General features: G+C 60.8%; 15 protein-coding genes and 1 pseudogene. 13 read left to right on the forward strand and 3 right to left on the reverse strand.

The annotated features are described in order from the left end of the window. From CNQ84_RS18385 to CNQ84_RS18445, 13 genes and pseudogenes are all read left to right on the forward strand, one after another. On the forward strand, positions 1-151 hold a 151-nt coding region (locus CNQ84_RS18385; RefSeq protein WP_133065921.1), incomplete at its 5' end, for a transposase domain-containing protein. Between the two features lie 62 nt (positions 152-213). Then, a pseudogene (locus CNQ84_RS18390) lies at positions 214-1,427 on the forward strand (IS3 family transposase). Positions 1,428-1,988: 561 nt separating this feature from the next. Beyond that, the gene (locus tag CNQ84_RS18395; RefSeq protein WP_096006261.1) at positions 1,989-3,437 is read left to right on the forward strand and encodes a YfcC family protein; all 1,449 of its coding nucleotides are present in this window, start codon (positions 1,989-1,991) and stop codon (positions 3,435-3,437) included. Positions 3,438-3,463: 26 nt separating this feature from the next. Then, the gene (locus tag CNQ84_RS18400; RefSeq protein WP_217350126.1) at positions 3,464-4,699 is read left to right on the forward strand and encodes an arginine deiminase; all 1,236 of its coding nucleotides are present in this window, start codon (positions 3,464-3,466) and stop codon (positions 4,697-4,699) included. Positions 4,700-4,720: 21 nt separating this feature from the next. After that, positions 4,721-5,722, forward strand: a complete 1,002-nt coding sequence (argF, locus tag CNQ84_RS18405; protein ID WP_096006262.1) for an ornithine carbamoyltransferase — start codon at positions 4,721-4,723, stop codon at positions 5,720-5,722. Position 5,723: 1 nt separating this feature from the next. Beyond that, the gene (arcC, locus tag CNQ84_RS18410; protein ID WP_096006263.1) at positions 5,724-6,626 is read left to right on the forward strand and encodes a carbamate kinase; all 903 of its coding nucleotides are present in this window, start codon (positions 5,724-5,726) and stop codon (positions 6,624-6,626) included. Between the two features lie 245 nt (positions 6,627-6,871). After that, positions 6,872-8,164, forward strand: coding sequence for a D-arabinono-1,4-lactone oxidase (locus tag CNQ84_RS18415; RefSeq protein WP_096006264.1), 1,293 nt, complete (start codon positions 6,872-6,874; stop codon positions 8,162-8,164). Continuing rightward, positions 8,161-9,390, forward strand: coding sequence for an alanine racemase (locus tag CNQ84_RS18420; protein ID WP_096006265.1), 1,230 nt, complete (start codon positions 8,161-8,163; stop codon positions 9,388-9,390). Before CNQ84_RS18415 ends, CNQ84_RS18420 begins: the two co-directional genes overlap by 4 nt. Positions 9,391-9,518: 128 nt before the next feature. Further along, positions 9,519-10,124 carry a hypothetical protein gene (locus CNQ84_RS18425; RefSeq protein ID WP_133065922.1) on the forward strand — a complete coding sequence of 202 codons (606 nt, stop codon included), beginning with the start codon at positions 9,519-9,521 and terminating at the stop codon, positions 10,122-10,124. Between the two features lie 162 nt (positions 10,125-10,286). After that, on the forward strand, positions 10,287-11,258 hold the full coding sequence (locus tag CNQ84_RS18430) for an NAD(P)H-dependent flavin oxidoreductase (RefSeq protein WP_096006267.1): 972 nt from the start codon (positions 10,287-10,289) through the stop codon (positions 11,256-11,258). A gap of 109 nt (positions 11,259-11,367) precedes the next feature. Continuing rightward, positions 11,368-11,856, forward strand: a complete 489-nt coding sequence (locus CNQ84_RS18435) for a winged helix-turn-helix transcriptional regulator (protein WP_096006268.1) — start codon at positions 11,368-11,370, stop codon at positions 11,854-11,856. A 98-nt stretch (positions 11,857-11,954) separates the two neighbouring features. After that, positions 11,955-13,292 carry a tetratricopeptide repeat protein gene (locus tag CNQ84_RS18440; protein WP_096006269.1) on the forward strand — a complete coding sequence of 446 codons (1,338 nt, stop codon included), beginning with the start codon at positions 11,955-11,957 and terminating at the stop codon, positions 13,290-13,292. 152 nt (positions 13,293-13,444) lie between these two features. After that, positions 13,445-14,668: a 3-hydroxyacyl-CoA dehydrogenase gene (locus tag CNQ84_RS18445; protein WP_096006309.1), complete on the forward strand. Its 1,224-nt coding sequence runs from the start codon at positions 13,445-13,447 to the stop codon at positions 14,666-14,668. 120 nt (positions 14,669-14,788) lie between these two features. On the opposite strand, the gene CNQ84_RS18450 is transcribed toward CNQ84_RS18445, so the two are convergent. The 3 genes from CNQ84_RS18450 to purM are packed head-to-tail and all read right to left on the reverse strand — an operon-like array spanning position 14,789 to position 17,285. Continuing rightward, positions 14,789-15,550 carry a DUF3108 domain-containing protein gene (locus tag CNQ84_RS18450; RefSeq protein ID WP_096006270.1) on the reverse strand — a complete coding sequence of 254 codons (762 nt, stop codon included), beginning with the start codon at positions 15,548-15,550 and terminating at the stop codon, positions 14,789-14,791. A gap of 10 nt (positions 15,551-15,560) precedes the next feature. Next, on the reverse strand, positions 15,561-16,220 hold the full coding sequence (purN, locus tag CNQ84_RS18455) for a phosphoribosylglycinamide formyltransferase (protein ID WP_096006271.1): 660 nt from the start codon (positions 16,218-16,220) through the stop codon (positions 15,561-15,563). 3 nt (positions 16,221-16,223) lie between these two features. After that, positions 16,224-17,285, reverse strand: a complete 1,062-nt coding sequence (gene purM, locus CNQ84_RS18460) for a phosphoribosylformylglycinamidine cyclo-ligase (RefSeq protein ID WP_096006272.1) — start codon at positions 17,283-17,285, stop codon at positions 16,224-16,226. Positions 17,286-17,540: the final 255 nt, after the last annotated feature.

Genomic DNA, 17,540 nt, shown 5'->3' on the forward strand with positions numbered 1-17,540 from the left:
ACGGGCTGCAGCGATCATGAGTCTGATCCAGTCCGCTCGCATGAATGGCCACGATCCGTACGCCTATCTCAAGGATGTACTCACCCGACTGCCGACGCAGAAGGCTAGCGAGGTCGGCCAACTGCTACCGCATCAGTGGATGCCGGGCTGATCGGCGCAAGGTGTATTCCCCGTACGCTTACCACGTTCCAGCCCTGATTTCGGGAGAACGTGATGAATCAAAGGATTAAGCGCACGCAGCGGGATTACACCCTGGCCTTTAAACAGGCGGTGGTGGACGAGGTGGAGCGCGGTGAGCTGACCTATAAGCAGGCCCAGGCCCGCTACGGTATTCAGGGCCGCTCGACGGTACTAAAGTGGTTACGTCGATATGGCGACCAGGACTGGTGTCCTGGCACCTCCCACCGTGCGAGTCGGAGCCCTACCGTGCCGAAGTCCCCACCTACCCCGGAACAGCGGATCAAGGAGCTTGAGGAGAAGCTGCGTCTGGTTGAACAGAAGGCCGAGTTCTTCGAAGCCGTGGTCGATGTCATGGAGAAGTACTACGGGGTGACGGTAAAAAAGCGGCCCGGCAAGTCCTCACGCAAAGACGCGTTGCCGGATTGACCGTCAGCAGGGCCTGTCATCTCCTGGGCATCAGCCGCCAGGCCTGGTATCAGGCCCAGAGAGCGGAGCATGCCAGGGAGGCTCGTGAGCAGCGGGTGGTGGACTGTGTCCGGGCGATTCGCCGCTGCCAGCCTCGCATTGGCGCTCGCAAGTTGCATTACCTTCTCCATGAGCAAGCGGACCGGGCTCTCCACCTTGGGCGTGATCACCTGTTCCAAGTGCTTCGGGCGCGGCGTCTACTGGTACCCCGGCGGCGGGCCTACCACAAGACCACGCACAGCCATCACCGCTTCCGGCGTCACCCGAACCTGCTCAAGCCGGGCCCGGAGCAAGTGGTTGCCAGGCGGCCGAATCAGGTCTGGGTGGCGGATATCACCTACCTGCCGACGCGCTCTGGAATGAGCTACGTGAGTCTGGTGACGGATGCCTACTCCCGCAAAATCGTGGGCCATCATGTGCATGAGAGCCTGCGCAGCGAGGAGGTGGAACAGGCGTTGCGCAAGGCTCTGCGGGAGCGCCCGGGAAGCCTGCCCCTGATCCACCACTCTGATCGCGGCGCTCAGTACTGCTGCGACAGCTACCAGGCGTTGCACCAGCAGCACGGCATCCAATGCTCAATGACCGACGGCTACGACTGCTATCAAAACGCCCTGGCGGAGCGGGTGAACGGCATCCTGAAGACGGAATTCTTGTTGGTACGACCGGGGAACTTGGAGCAGGCCCGCATGATGGTTGATGAGTCGGTGGAGATTTATAACCGGGGGCGGCCTCATCTGGCCCTGAAATACAAAACGCCCGATGCGGTGCATCGGGCGTTCTGAGACAAAATAGGTGTCAACCTATTCCAGGACTAGACATGCGGTGAAAAGACGGACGAGAGCCCTAACAGTTCGACCCGAGACTGGCTTAGCCGAGCCGAGTAATTCCTCTCCGCCAGGCGTGATAGCAAACCACTGATTTCATTGAGATTTCAGGGGTTTTTCTTTTTAGGCCCTAGAATATGTCGATAACTTGTCGAACATACCACGCCTTAACGCTCTCCGTGGGTTGCCAAGCATTGTGCATGACTATGCGTCCCCGATCTTCCTATAGCGCAAAACGTACCCCTCTTATGACGAAATGATCAGCGCGATCGCACAGGGCCTTGTCTATTGCCTAGCCACGAGCACTAGCTGTTTCTGGAAGAGTGAGACCAAGACAAGTTGGAAATAATTCTCAAAAAATGATGTGCGTCAACTAGCCTATGTCTCGTTGCTGATACATTCATAGGCGTCGATAACCGGCGTTTGGACTGATCAAGGTTGTTGCAACGAATTCACCTGTTTATAGGCGTCGCGTCAGGGGTGAATACGGACAGGGCTTCATTCTTCTGGAGGTGTCCAATGGACAGTGCACCCGAGCTAGAGAAAGATAAGAGCCAGGATCTGGCTTCCCGTTTTCCTACCGCGTATTCGATTCTTTTCCTTCTTATCATTCTGATGGCCGGTCTCACCTGGATCATGCCGGCAGGCAAGTTTGACCGCGAGATGAACGAGGCGGTTGGGCGTGAGGTGGCGGTTGCCGGGACTTACCATGAAGTTGAGCCGAATCCGCAGGGCATCGTCGAGGTGATGCTGGCGCCCGGCGCGGGTTTCTATGATCCGGACAGTTATGCGGCCAACGCGATTGATGTGGCGCTGTTCGTGCTGTTTCTGGGTGGCTTTCTCGGGGTAGTGAACGCCACGGGCGCCATTGATACGGGCATCCGGTCGGCGATGGTGCATCTGAAGGGCCACGAGATCTGGATGATCCCGATACTCATGAGCCTGTTTGCCATTGGTGGTACGACCTATGGCATGGCTGAGGAGACGCTGGCGTTCTATGCCTTGCTGATACCCGTGATGATGGCGGCCGGGTATGACTCGGTTACCGGTGTGGCGATCATTCTGGTCGGTGCCGGCATTGGCGTGCTTGGCTCGACAATCAACCCTTTCGCGACGGTCATTGCGGCTAATGCGGCGGGTATTCCGTTCACTGACGGGATTATCCCCCGGTTCGTGATTCTGCTCGGCGGGCTGGTGATCTGCATCGCCTACGTGATGGCGTATGCCCATCGCGTCAAACAGGACCCGTCCAGGTCGGCGGTGGCCAAGCGGCTTGAGGAGCACAAGGCCTTTTTCCTCAAGCGTCAGGCGGCCGAGGAGCATAGTGATCACCTGACCGGCATTCAGTCGGTGGTGCTGGTGCTGTTTGCGCTGACCTTCGCGGTGATGATCTGGGGCGTTTCATCGCAAGGCTGGTGGATGGCGCAGATGGGCGCGCTGTTCCTCGGGTCTGCAATCGTGATCGGCGTGATTGCGCGCCTGGGCGAGAAGGGCCTCACCAACCATTTTGTTGACGGCGCCAGAGAGCTGCTGGGCGTGGCATTGGTTGTCGGGTTGGCGCGCGGGATTGTGGTGATCATGGAAAACGGCCTGATCGCAGACACCATGCTGCACAGCGCAGCGCAGGCGCTGGACGGGGTTGGCGGGTTGGCTTTCGTCAATCTGATGTTCTGGATTGAGGCGGCTATGAGTTTTCTGGTGCCTTCGTCTTCCGGACTGGCCGTGCTGTCCATGCCCATTCTTGCTCCTCTGGCCGATTTCGCAGGCGTAGGACGCGACCTCGTCGTAACTGCCTATCAGTCCGCAAACGGGCTGGTGAACTTCATCAATCCGACATTTGCCGTCGTGGTTGGCGGGCTTGCCATTGGCCGGGTTTCCTATGACCGCTGGCTGGCTTTCATCTGGCCTCTTTTGCTTATTTTGATCCTGTTCATAACCGTCGTTCTGAGCATTTCCACCCTGCTTTGAGCGTTTCACCAATGGAATAGGGAGAAATGGATATGTCTGTACAAGAGCTTGGTGTGCATTCTGAAACGGGGCGTCTGCGTCAGGTAGTAGTCTGCCGGCCTGGTTTGGCGCACCGTCGCTTGACCCCTGGTAACTGCCAGGAGTTGCTGTTTGATGATGTGTTTTGGGTAAAGCAGGCTCAAAAGGATCACGACGTCTTTACCCAGGCGATGCGCAACGAAGGGGTGGAGGTGTTGGACGTCAACACCCTACTGGCAGAAACCCTCGATAATGCCGAGGCGCGCAGCTGGGTGCTCGATCACCGTATTACCGCAGACCAGGTAGGCGTGGGTGCGAAAGCGGAGCTGACCAGCTGGATGACAGAGATTCCGAGTGAGCTGCTGGCGACGCACCTGCTCGGTGGCTTGACGGTAGAGGAGCTGCCATTTGAGCCTTCGGGGCTGTTCGGCAGTTACATCGGGCACCACGGCTTTGTGTTGCCGCCGCTACCCAACGCGCTCTTTACCCGGGATAACAGTGCCTGGATCTATGACGGCGTGGTGGTCAATCCCATGTACTGGAATGCCCGCCGCCCGGAGACTCTGCTGAATACCGCCATTTACAAGTTCCACCCGAACTTTGCCGGCCGCACCAATATCCACTGGGGGGACCCGACGGTCGACCATGGCCTGGCGACCCTTGAGGGTGGCGACATTATGCCGGTCGGCAACAACACGGTATTGGTTGGAATGGGCGAGCGTTCCTCGCCGCAAGCGGTCGGTCAGTTGGCGCAGGCCCTGTTCGCCAAAGGTGTGGTCGAGCGCGTGCTGGCTTTCCGCATACCCAAATCCCGTTCGGCCATGCATCTGGATACCGTATTTACCCTGTGCGGCGGCGACGTAGTGACAACCTTTAAGGAAGTGGCGGATGAACTGGTGTGTTACGACATACGCCCAGGTAACGCTGAAGGGGCGCTTGATTTTCGCCAGGACCCGCGGCCGATCTTCGAGATTGTGGCCGAGGTGCTCGGCTACAACAAACTGCACATCGTGCCTACCGGTGGCGCTACCGAGGAGGAGCGCGCACGTGAACAGTGGAATGATGGCAACAACGTGCTGGCGATTCGCCCCGGCGTAGTCATCGGCTACGACCGTAATGACGATACCAACGCTGAGCTGAAAGCGGCGGGTATCGAGGTGCTAGAGATTCCTGGGGCCGAGCTTGGCCGTGGCCGTGGTGGCGGACATTGCATGAGCTGCCCAACGGCGCGTGACCCGGCGTGAACAACACAGGAGACAAGAGTTATGGCATTTAATCTGAAAAACCGCAGCTTTCTGACGCTGCGCGACTTTACGCCGAAAGAGATAGCCTTTCTGTTGAAGTTGGCAGCCGATCTCAAGGCAGCAAAATACGCTGGCACCGAGCAACCGGGTTTGCAGGGCAAGGATATCGCGCTCATTTTTGAAAAGAGCTCCACTCGAACCCGAGTCGGGTTCGAGGTCGCCGCCTACGACCAAGGGGCCCGAGTCACTTATCTTGGCCCCTCCGGCAACCATATTGGCCACAAGGAAACGGTGAAAGACACCGCGCGCGTGCTTGGCCGAATCTATGACGCTATCGAGTACCGGGGGTTTGGCCAAGAGGTGGTGCAGACCCTGGCCGATTACTCCGGCGTGCCGGTTTACAACGGGCTGACTGACGAGTTTCATCCGACCCAGATTCTGGCCGACTTCCTGACCATGCAGGAACATGTCGATAAGCCTCTGCATCAGGTTGCCTACGCCTTTCTCGGCGATGCGGGCAACAACATGGGCGACAGCCTGCTGATCGGCGGCGCCAAAATGGGGATGGATGTGCGGCTGTGTGCGCCTCTTGCCTGCTGGCCGGTAGAGGACGTTCAGCGCGAGGCGCGTGAGATCGCCGAGCAGACCGGTGCGCGCATCACGCTGACTGAGAGCGTTGATGAGGCTGTGCAGGGTGTGGATTTTGTCTACACCGACGTATGGGTGTCCATGGGCGAGGCGAAGGAAAAGTGGGCAGAGCGTATCAGGTTGCTCAAACCCTATCAGGTGACCCGCGAGGTGATGGCGAAGACGGGTAACCCGCGCGCCTGCTTCATGCATTGTCTTCCTGCCTTTCACAACGCTGAAACAGAGGTTGGGGCGGAAATTCAGCGCGAATTCGGGCTCGACTCGATGGAAGTGACGGAAGAGGTATTTGAGAGTCCGGCATCTATCGTATTCGACCAGGCAGAGAACCGCATGCACACCATCAAAGCGGTTCTGGTCGCCACACTAGGAGGCTAGCATGCTTATCGTCGTCGCCCTGGGTGGCAATGCCCTGCTCAAGCGGGGTGAAGCCATGACCGCAGAGACTCAGCGGGCCAATGTCAACAAGGCTGCTGCCGCGCTGGCTGAACTGGTCAGGGAAGGCCATCAACTGGTGATTACCCATGGTAATGGCCCGCAGGTTGGCTTGCTGGCCTTGCAGGGCGCAGCCTATCGACCTTCTGGTGCTGACCCGCTTGATGTGCTGGGCGCCGAGACCGAAGGCATGATCGGCTACATGATCGAGCAGGAGCTGGAAAATGCCATCGACCATCACAAGCCGGTCGCGACCTTGCTGACCCAGGTGGTAGTGGATATCGCTGACTCGGCGTTTCAAAAACCGACCAAGTTTGTCGGGCCGGTATACGACAAAGCCGAGGCCGAGCGCAGGGCAGCTGCTGCCAACTGGTCTATCGCGCAGGATGGTGACAAGTGGCGTCGGGTGGTTCCGTCGCCGGCGCCGCTTGAAATTCCGGACCTGTCGGTGCTGAAGATACTGCTGCGTAACGAGGTGATTGTCATCTGCGCAGGTGGCGGCGGTATTCCCGTGGTGCGTAAGCCTGACGGCAGCCTGGTTGGCGTAGAGGCGGTGATCGACAAGGACGCGGCCAGTGCCTTGCTGGCAGAGCAGATAGGCGCCGATGCACTGCTGTTGCTGACCGATGTTGATGCGGTCTATCGCGATTTTGGCACGCATCAGGCCCAACGGGTGAGTGCTCTGAGCGTGGATGATCTCGACCACATCAGCCTGCCGGCGGGCTCGATGTTGCCAAAGGCAAAGGCCGCCGCGCGGTTCGCAGGAACCGGCAAGATCGCCGCCATCGGCCGGCTGGAGGATGCGTCAAGCATTCTGCGTGGGAGCGCCGGGACGCGAATCGGCTGACCGTAACAGGGCTACTCCGTCAAACAAAGAGGGCCTTGGCGCAAGCCAAGGTCCTTTTTTTGTGCTCTGGTTACCCTCGGGATAATCCTATGCGTCGCACCGAGTCAGCGAATCATTCACCTGTGCTGACGCTTTCTACCTCAGTATTTACCCTTGTTCCTGTCGCCGTCTCGCGCAATGATCAGGTTGTCGCGGCAGTGTACCGCGTCCCCGGATTGGTCCGGGCCCAATGACAAGGAGTGGGTATGGCGGCGGTTGTGAGTTCGCAGGGTGAATGGCGCAACTGGTCAGGGTCGCAGCGTGCGATGCCTGGGCGCTGGTGGCGTCCGGGTAGCGAGGACGAGCTGGCTGCGCTGTTGCAGGGCTCGAGCGGTGAAGTGCGGGTGACCGGGGCGGGGCATTCGTTCAGTGCGCTGTGCAAAACGGCAGAGCATCTGGTTTCCCTCGAGGGTATGAACGGGCTGGTCTCCCACGACGCGGAACGGCTGACCGCCACCGCGATGGCGGGCACGCCGTTGCACGCGTTGGGCCCGTTGCTCTGGCCGCTCGGCCAGGGGCTGATCAATCAGGGCGATATTGATGCGCAGTCGCTGGCAGGGGCGTGCGGCACCTCTACTCATGGCACCGGGCTGGGTTTGGGGTCGTTCTCTGCACTGGTGCGTGGATTGCGGCTGGTGACGCCGAGCGGTGAGGTGATCGACGCTGATTCCGCGCACAATGCGGACATTCTGCAGGCGGGGGCAACCTCGCTCGGGGCGCTGGGCGTGATCACCCGGATCACCCTGCAAAACCGCCCCAATTATCACCTGGCCGAGCGTGAGTACCTGCTGCCGCAGGCTGAGGTGCTGAATTGTTTTGAGGGGCTTGCGCGGGATAACCGCCACGCCGAGTTTTGGGCGTTTTTCCGCACCGACAAGGCTGTCGTGAAGGTGCTGAATGAGTCAACCGAGCCGCCGACCCCACAGCCCCGTTTCAATCTGCCGGTCGACAGGGTGCTCGATATCACCTCACGGATTGCCCATGGCGTGGCAGGCGCAGATGCGTTGATGCAGCGGCTCCTGACCGCGCTGCACTCGGAGGTGCGTCGAGTCGGGCGCTCCTACCAGGTTTTCCCTAGCCCGCGGGCGTCGCGCTTCAACGAAATGGAATACGAGCTGCCGTTGGCACGCGGGCTTGAATGTGTCGAAGAGGTGCTGGCGACGGTGCAACGCTCGTCGCTGCGCACGTTGTTTCCGCTGGAATACCGCACGGTGGCGGCAGATGAGGCTTGGCTGTCGCCGTTCTACGGGCGTGACAGCGCGTCCATCTCGATTCACCAGCATGTCTGCACGGATTACCGCCCGCTGTTTGATCTGGTCGAGCCCATTTTCTGGAAGTACGGCGGGCGGCCCCATTGGGGCAAGCTGCATTCGCTGGATGCGGTGCGACTGGCGGAGCTGTATCCGCGCTGGGATGACGCTCGCCGCGTACGTGAGCAACTGGACCCGCAAGGGCGGATGCTCAACGATCACTTGCGCACGCTGCTGGTGCTGCCATGAGTACGCATGATGCCTATTTCAGCAGGCTTCAGGCTGCGCTGCAGGCGGAGGGTGAGCTGCTGCCGCGGCTGATCGTCGATCTGGATCGACTGGATCACAATATTGATCAGGCGGTGGCCTTTGCCACGCAGACCGGCAAGGCGCTGCGGCTGGTGGAGAAGTCGCTGCCGTCGCTCCAACTGCTTGATTATATTGCCCGGCGAGCAGGTACCCGGCGGTTAATGTCGTTTCATCAACCCTTTCTCAATCTCGACGCCCAGCACTGGCCGGATGCCGACATCCTGCTGGGCAAGCCCATGCCGGTAGCGCTGGCTGGGCGATTTTACGAGCAGTATTCCGGGCCCTTTGATCCGCAGCGGCAACTGCAATGGCTGATCGATACACCTGAGCGGCTGCAGCAGTATCTGGCGCTGGCGCAGCGGCGCGGGATTCGGCTGAATATAAATCTGGAGCTGGATGTAGGTCTGCATCGTGGCGGCATTCCCGAAGGGGAGGCGGGCGCGGTGATGCTGCGCGCCATGCTGCGGTTGCTAGCGCAGCACCCGCAGCATCTGCGCTTTACCGGTTTCATGGGCTACGAGCCGCACGTGGCGATGCTGCCACGTCTGTTTGGCGCGCCCGAACGGCTGCTGGCGCAGGCGATGGCGACGTACCAGGCTCGAGTGGAGCAGGTGCAGCGTGAGGCGCCGGCGCTCTGGGCCCAGGCGGTGGCCGCAGACGGCCAGCCACCGCTGACGCTGAACACTGCCGGCAGCCCGACCTATCGACTGCACGATCAGGAGCAGGTCAGCAACGAGCTGGCGCTCGGCAGCGGGCTGCTCAAACCCACGCACTTTGATCTGCCAAGCCTGGCCGGGCATCTACCCGCTCTGTTCATTGCCACGCCGGTGCTCAAGGCGGCAGGTGCCTTCACGCTGCCCGGCGCAGGGCGGCTGCCAGCAGCCATCTCGCGGCTGGCCGGGCGCGGTAAACAGGCGCTGTTTATCTACGGCGGCAACTGGCTGGCTGAACCCGTCTCACCCGCCGGGCTGACGGCGAGTGGTTTGTACGGCACCAGCTCCAATCAGCAAGTCTTGCTGGCGCCGACGGATACGGCGCTGCAGGTGGATGATCTGGTGTTCATGCGCCCTACGCAGAGCGAGGCGGTGCTGCTGCAGTTTGGCGATCTGCTGGCTGTCCGTGGCGGGCAGGTGGTCGAGCGATGGCCCGTGTTTGCCGACATCTAACGCTCTCTGGTTTACAGCAATTAGCTTCGCGATTTTTGCGCCGGATCACGCGCGTGGCCTGTGGCGATGGTGTGGCGCGGGTCTTTTTTGCACTCTGCCTCCAGGATTTGCTTGGGGCCGGAGGTAGCATGGATAGCACTCGATGGTTATTGCTGTTGTTAGGATGTGTGGGAGCGTTCTGGGGTTGGGAGCGTTACTGGGCGGCTGTGCCTGTCGCCGCGCCTGTGCCGGCGATCAGCACGCAGCCGCTGGCAGCGCCGGAGCCGATTGTTACGGCACCGGACTACGATGCCATCGTCAATAGCATGTTGCGGGAGTCGGCTGAAGCCGAGCTTAGCGCCGCTCCACCCCCTCGGCAGACGGTTTTCAATGACCGCAACTATGAGGCGCGGGCGCCGGACAACATCATGGAGTCGGCCCATGTACCCCGGTTACCTGCGGCGTCCGCGCGTCGTGAGCGGCCGCGGGCTGGTCTGAGTGGTAGCGGTGATGCCCGTTTTGAATGGGTGGATGCGCGGCGCAAGCGCAGCCGCTGGCAAACCCGCTACGAGTATCGCAATGGCGTCATCAATAACAGCAGTTTCTGCCGCAACTATCGCCGTGGCTCCATTGAATACCGCACCTGCCGCAAGGGCGCCAGGGCCTGGCTGGCCGAGCGTTGCGGGGATGGCACGCGCCTGGCGTCTGCCCGGCAACGGATGTACTGCCATGCACATAGCGGGTTCAGATTGTAGTAGCGAGGTATTCGGGAGGCTTCTTGCAGGGTATATCGACGCGCCAGGCGGGCAGGGGACGGCTTGCTTTTCGCGCCGGATAAATTTAGCTTCTCTATCCGAAGCTAAAAAGCGGGTCGACCAGCTCGACCTGTCACACTCCCCGCAAGAGGCGAAATCAACGTGAAAACACGCATTACAGAACTGTTTGGCATTGAGCACCCGATTATTCAGGGCGGCATGCACTGGGTGGGCTTTGCCGAGCTGGCTGCCGCTGTCTCCAACGCTGGCGGTCTGGGCACCATCACCGGTCTGACCCAGAAAACCCCGGCTGACCTGGCCAACGAAATTGCCAAATGCCGGGAGCTGACCGATAAACCGTTCGCCGTCAACCTGACCTTCCTGCCGACCGTCAACGCCCCGGACTACCCGGGCTACATCGAGGCGATCGTCAAGGGCGGTGTGAAGATTGTCGAGACGGCAGGCCGCAGCCCGCAGGAATACATGCCCGCGCTGAAAGATGCCGGCATCAAGGTCATCCACAAGTGCACCTCCGTGCGTCACTCGCTGAAAGCCCAGTCCATCGGTTGCGATGCCGTTTCCGTTGACGGCTTCGAGTGTGGCGGTCACCCGGGTGAAGATGACATCCCGAACATGATTCTGCTGCCGCGTGCGGCCGAAGAGCTGGAAATCCCCTTCGTTGCGTCCGGTGGCATGGCCGACGGCCGCTCGCTGGTATCGGCCATGGCGCTGGGCGCCGAGGGCATGAACATGGGCACGCGCTTTATCGCCACCAAGGAAGCGCCGGTGCACGAGAATGTGAAGCAGGCCATCGTTGCTGCCTCCGAGCTGGACACCCGTCTGGTCATGCGTCCGCTGCGCAACACCGAGCGTGTACTGAACAACGCGGCGGTTGAGCGCATTGTCGAGAAGGAGAAGGCGCTGGGCGATAAGCTGACCTTTGCCGACATCATCGATGAAGTGGCCGGCGTGTACCCGCGCATCATGCAAAACGGCGAGATGGATCTGGGCGCCTGGTCCTGCGGTATGGTCGCCGGCCTGATTCACGACATCCCGAGCTGTGAAGACCTGATCGAGCGCATCATGAAGCAGGCCGAAGGCATCATTCGCGAGCGTCTGCAGTCCATGCTGTGAGGATGTGCCGATTGATTCTGTAGGCCTTCAGGGTGAGCGGAATTGATCAGCGTGTTCTTGGGTTTTGCCACCGCCCGGCGTTGCCGGGCGGTGGTCATTTGGAGTCGTCATGCCGACCAGCCACATCGATTGCAGTGTTGTTAAAACCGCCGAGATCATCGGTGAATGGTGGTCGCTGCTTATTTTGCGCAATGCCTTTCACGGCATGCGTACCTTTGATGCCTTCCAGCGTCAGCTGGACATCTCCAGCAGCGTGCTCAGTGCCCGGTTGAAAAAGCTCACCGAGGCTGGCGTGCTGCAGAAAGTCCCCTCGGCGGCCGATGGCCGTTCTTTCGAGTACCGTTTGACCGCCGCCGGGCTGGATCTGTACCCGGTGATCATCAGCCTGATGCAGTGGGGTGAGAAGTGGCGCCCCAATGGCAAGGGAGACCGCTTGCGGCTGTTGGAAAAGGCCACCGGTGCACCGATCCGCGGCGCTGAGGTGTTGTCGGCCACGGGGCAGCCGCTCAAAGCCTGGGAAGTACAGGCGGTCGCCGGGCCCGGTGCCGATGGCTATGTCCGTGAACTGGTTGGCGAAGATGTCGCCGTAAGCGAGTAATCCGAGGCTCAAGGCTGGGCATTTGGTCTCAGTGGGGTATCATTTTGCACCCCTGCCGCGCGTTGCGCGGCGTTTTCACCATTACAGGGAAGGTTTTCATGAGAGCACCCTCTTTGCTGGCACTGGGTTTGACTGGTGTCTTGTTATCCATGCCGCTGCAGGCAGCCCCCGAGTACGAAAAGCGCGCCGATCTGAGTGGTCAGCTTACCCAGTGGGTTAAACAGGCCCTGGGCGGCGACGCTGCGGCTCAGCGTGAACTGGCGCAACGTTACTACGATGGTGATGGCGTCGAGCAGGATTACGTCAAGGCATTCGAGCTGTACAGCGAGGCAGCAGAACAGGGCGACGCCGCTGCCGAGTTCTCGGTGGCCTACATGTATGACATGGGCGAGGGTGTTGAGCTGGACGACCTCAAGGCCGTCGAGTATTACACCCGCGCTGCCGAGCAGGGCCATGCTGCGGCGCAGTTCAACCTGGCGTTGATGTACGACGAAGGTGAAGGCGTACCGGTTGATGACCTCAAGGCCATTGACTGGTATCAGCGCGCGGCAGAGCTTGGCCATGCCGACGCGCAGTACAACCTGGCGATCATGTACGACGAGGGTGAAGGGGTGCCGGTCAACGACACACGCGCCGCCGAGTATTACCTGAAAGCTGCCCAACAGGGCCACGCCGACGCGCAGTACAACCTGGCGCTGCTCTATGATCACGGTGAGGGCGTGGCGCTGGATGACCGTGAGGCGGTCCGCTGGTACACCGCCGCTGCTGAGCAGGGCGATGCCTCTGCACAGTACAACCTGGCCATTATGTATGACGAAGGAGAGGGCATGCCGGTGGATGACCGCCGTGCCATCGAGTGGTATCGCAAGGCGGCCGAGCAGGGCCACGCCGATGCCCAGTACAACCTGGCGCTGATGTACGACGAAGGCGAAGGCACCAAGGTAGATGACGCCGAAGCCATCAACTGGTACACCTTTGCAGCCGAGCAGGGCCATGCCAGTGCGCAATACAACCTGGCGCTGATGTATGACGAGGGTGAGGGTACGCCGGAGGACAACCAGGCGGCCATTCGCTGGTATACGGCAGCTGCCGAGCAGGGCGAGGTGAATGCGCAGTACAACCTGGCCATCATGCACGATGAGGGCGAGGGTACGCCGGAAGATAACCAGCTGGCCATTCACTGGTACGGCAAGGCAGCCAGTCAGGGCGAAGGCAACGCCATGTTCAACCTGGCGATCATGCATATGAACGGCGAAGGGACGCCGGTTAACACGCCGATGGCTTATATGCTGTTTGCTCTGTGTGCCGGCCAGGGTGTGGAAGGCGCGCGCAACGCGCGCGACATCGTGGCCGAGGACCTGTCTGCCTCTGAGGTCAAGCGCGCGCAGCGTGCAGCCTCCGAGTGGCAGCTGGGTGAACCGCTGCCGACGCTGTGAGTGCCACCTTATTCATCGTGTGAATGCACTGTATCAGTGTGAACGGGGTCCAATCCGCGCGCAATTTGCGTACTGTATCGGACCCCGCCTGTGACCGCATGGTCGCCGGCAAGCAATTTTCCGTTTTGTCATTTGAATTGGAGGTGGCTGCGATGGCTGCGTTTGAGGATATCAAGAAGGTTGGCGTGATCGGCGCTGGCACCATGGGTCGCGGTATCGTGATGAACTTCGTCAACGCCGGTTATCCGGTCACCTGGCTGGACGTTAACGGCGAAATGCTGGAAAAAGGCAAGGTTGAAATCGCTGCGGTGTACAAGCGTTCGGTCGCCCAGGAGCGTTTTGACGACGCCGAAGCTCAAGCTCGTCTGAACCGCATCAGCACCACTCAGGAATACGCCGACCTGGCTGACCTGGACCTGGTGGTTGAAGCCGTTTACGAGAACATGGATCTGAAGAAGAAGATCTTTACCGAGCTGGACAAGGCGGTTAAGCCGTCCGCCATCCTGGCGACCAATACCTCCTACCTGGACATCGACGAAATCGCCTCTGCGACCCAGCGTCCGACCCAGGTTCTGGGTCTGCACTTCTTCAGCCCGGCGCACATCATGAAGCTGCTGGAAGTGGTGCGCGGCAAGGCTACCGCCCAGGATGTCATGGACGCCTGTCTGGCTGTTGGCAAGAAGATTGGTAAAGAAGCGGTGCTGGCGGGTAACTGCCACGGCTTTATCGGCAACCGCATGCTGGAAAAATACTCCCGCCAGTCGCGCGAAGTGGTACTGGAAGGCGCCACCCCATGGGAAGTTGACCAGGCGCTGCAGGGCTTCGGCATGGCCATGGGCCCCTACCGCATGTACGACGTAGTAGGTGTTGACCTGGGCTGGCGCTCCCGTCAGCTGGCCGGCGTCGGCCGTGGTGAGCCGATCGTATGGCTGGACAACAAGCTGTGCGAAATGGAGCGCTTCGGTCAGAAGAGTGGTCACGGTTTCTACAAGTACGAAGCGGGCAGCCGTCAGGCCATCCACGATCCGGAAACCGACATGATGGCCCGTGAAGTGGCTGAAGAAGCCGGTTACACCGCCCGTGACGTGTCCTCCGACGAGATCGTTACCCGCTGCATCCTGGCGCTGGTAAATGAAGGTGCACGTATTCTGGACGAAGGCTATGCCGAGTCTGCCGAGGACATCGATCGCGTTTATCGCTTTGGCTACGGCTTCCCGGCCGAGCGCGGTGGCCCGATGGCCTACGCCGACAGCCTGGGCCTGGACAAGGTGCTGGCTGAGATCCGCGCGCTGGAAGCTGAGCGTGGCGAGTTCTGGACTCCCGCTGCCGGTCTGGTCAAGCTGGCCGAAGCAGGTGGTCGCTTCACCAAGGCGTGATAGCTCAGTTGCCCGCATCGCTGCGGGCAACGCCATAAAAAACCGCCGCACAGTCAGCCTGTGCGGCGGTTTTTTTTCATCGCTTTACTGGGCGCGGCGTTCCGCGCCTCAACGGCTGCTTCAGTCGCCCTTCACCGGAATGCCGCTGACCGGCTGACCGTCCATGCTCGCTTCCTTGAGCATGATCTGATAGTGCTGGCCGTCGGTTTCGGTCTGGCTCAGGCGTACCAGCAGGTAGTTCCAGTCCTTGGCAAACCAGAGGGTGGTTTCGCGCTTGGCGTCGGGCTCGCGGATACGCTCTACCTCCACGGCGTCAAACTGGCCTACACGGGTGGTCACCCGGTCTTCGCCAACGACGCGGAAGTGGTATTCCTCTACCTCGTCGCCATCCACTACGCGGTAGCGCATGTCTTGTTTCCCCGCTGCCAGGTCGGCCTGCAGAGCGAGCTGGTAGGTGGTTTTGTCCAGCAGGCCGGGTTCGGTCGGCAGGCTGAAGGCTTCGTCTTTGTACTGACCGTTGACTTGACCTTGCTGCCAGTCGAACTGCTGGGTGATTTCCTTGCCGCGGCCAAGGCCACGCCGTTCGTAGTGGTAGCTTAGAGGGCGAATTTGCTCATCAACAACCTGCAGGCTGCTTTGCTCTGTCAGGCGCGCTACAAACATGCTGGCACTGAACGAGAGTTGCCAACTGCCGTCAGCGTTCTGCTGCAGGCTGTGGACTGCTTCGCCGTTGACCGGAATGTTCTTCATGTCGGCGGCGTAGCTGGCGCTGAAAGGGGTTAGTTCAAGTGCGCTGGCGCCGCCGGCGGCGAGGGTTAGTGCCAGTGTCGCCAGAGGGGCGATGAAAAAGCGGGTAGTGCGCGATCTGAGGTTGGCGTGCATCTTTTGTGTCTCACATGCTGGATTCAATGGTTTCCAGTCTTAGTCCACCGGATGGAATCGGCTTGCCGTCCAGGCTGGCCAGTCCGTTAATCAGGCGCAGTCGGCCACTGGCGAACCAGCGTACCACCAGCGGATACAGCCGATGTTCCTGTTGCTGTACCCGCTTCGCCAGGCTGTCAGCGTCGTCGTCGGGATGAACCACTACACGCCCCTGGAGCACCAGAGGGCCGCCGTCCAGCTCTTCGGTCACAAAGTGGATGCTGGCGCCGTGTTCGGCATCGCCTGCGTCCAGTGCCCGTTGGTGGGTCTGCAGACCTTTGTACTTCGGCAACAGGGACGGATGAATGTTCAACAACCTGCCATGAAAATGTGTCACGAAGGTGGCGGTCAGAATGCGCATAAAGCCCGCCAGTAGGACCAGATCAGGGGCAAAGGCGTCGATCTGTTCGATCAGAGCCTGGTCGTAGGCGGCGCGATCAGCGAAGCAGCGATGGTCCAGCGCGCGGGTTTCGATACCTGCGCTGCGGGCCCGCTCAAGGCCGTAGGCCTCGGCTTTGTTGGAAATGACGGCGACAACCTCGGCCGGTGCGTCGGCACCGGCCAGGTCGTCCAGAACTGCCTGCAGATTACTGCCTGATCCGGAGATCAGAACGACAACACGGCAGCTCACCGATCAGTTGCCCTGCAGGACAACGGCTTCGGCGCCGTCGGCGGCGCTGCTGATCTGACCGATGATCCAGGGTTGCTCGCCGGCGTCGCGCAGGCTTTGCAGCGCCGCGTCTGCCTGGTCGGCTGCAACGCAGATGACCATGCCGACGCCGCAGTTCAGTACGCGGTGCATCTCGGTTTCATCAACGTTGCCTTGCTCTTGCAGCCAGTTGAAGACCGCCGGACGCTGCCAGCTGTTCAGGTCGATAACGGCCTGGGCACCGTCCGGCAGCACGCGCGGAATGTTCTCCAGCAGGCCGCCGCCAGTGATGTGGGCCATGGCTTTAACAGCGCCGGTCTGTTTGATCAGTTGCAGCAGGGCCTTGACGTAGATACGGGTAGGCGCCATCAGCAGTTCACTGAGAGACTTGCCGTCGAGCTGGGTGTCGTGGATGTTGATGCCGGCGACTTCGATGATCTTGCGGATCAGCGAGTAGCCGTTGGAGTGCGGGCCGGAGGAGGGCAGCGCAATCAGTGTGTCGCCGGTGCTCACCTTGGTGCCGTCGATGATGTCGGCCTTCTCGACCACGCCGACGCAGAAGCCGGCCAGGTCGTAGTCTTCACCTTCGTACATGCCGGGCATCTCGGCGGTTTCGCCGCCCACCAGGGCGCAGCCAGCCTGCTCGCAGCCAGCACCAATGCCGGTGACCACCTGCGCTGCGACGTCGATATTGAGCTTGCCGGTGGCGTAGTAGTCCAGGAAGAACAGCGGCTCGGCGCCACAGACGATCAGATCGTTGACGCACATGGCGACCAGGTCGATGCCGATGCTGTCGTGCATGCCCAGATCCATTGCCAGACGCAGCTTGGTGCCAACGCCGTCAGTGCCTGATACCAGGACCGGCTGGCGGTAACCTTCCGGGATTTCGCACAGCGCGCCAAAGCCGCCGAGACCGCCCATGACTTCGGGGCGGGCAGTGCGCTTGGCAACGTGCTTGATGCGGTCAACCAGGGCGTTGCCGGCGGCGATATCCACGCCGGCGTCTTTGTAGCTGATCGAAGGTTTGGAGGGCGTCTGGCTGCTCATGAGCGGGTCTCGAAGGGATCAAGGGACAAAATAGGTCCGCCGCCCCGTCATGCCTTGCCGGGCGCGGCGCCGGATAGCGGCATAGTCTATCAATTCATCGGCCTCAGAGCCATGCTGAAGGCGGCTCGGCCCGCCCGGACGCCATCCTGGCGCAGACGGCCACGCATCGCATGACGCTGCGGTTGCTGCGCACCGGTGGCTTGGTTAATGTAGAGGGCTTGGTCGGCTTGCAATACCTGCAGTCGAGCGTCCTGT

It is taken from the genome of Pseudomonas abyssi, assembly GCF_002307495.1.
GTDB classification, from domain to species: Bacteria; Pseudomonadota; Gammaproteobacteria; order Pseudomonadales; family Pseudomonadaceae; genus Halopseudomonas; species Halopseudomonas abyssi.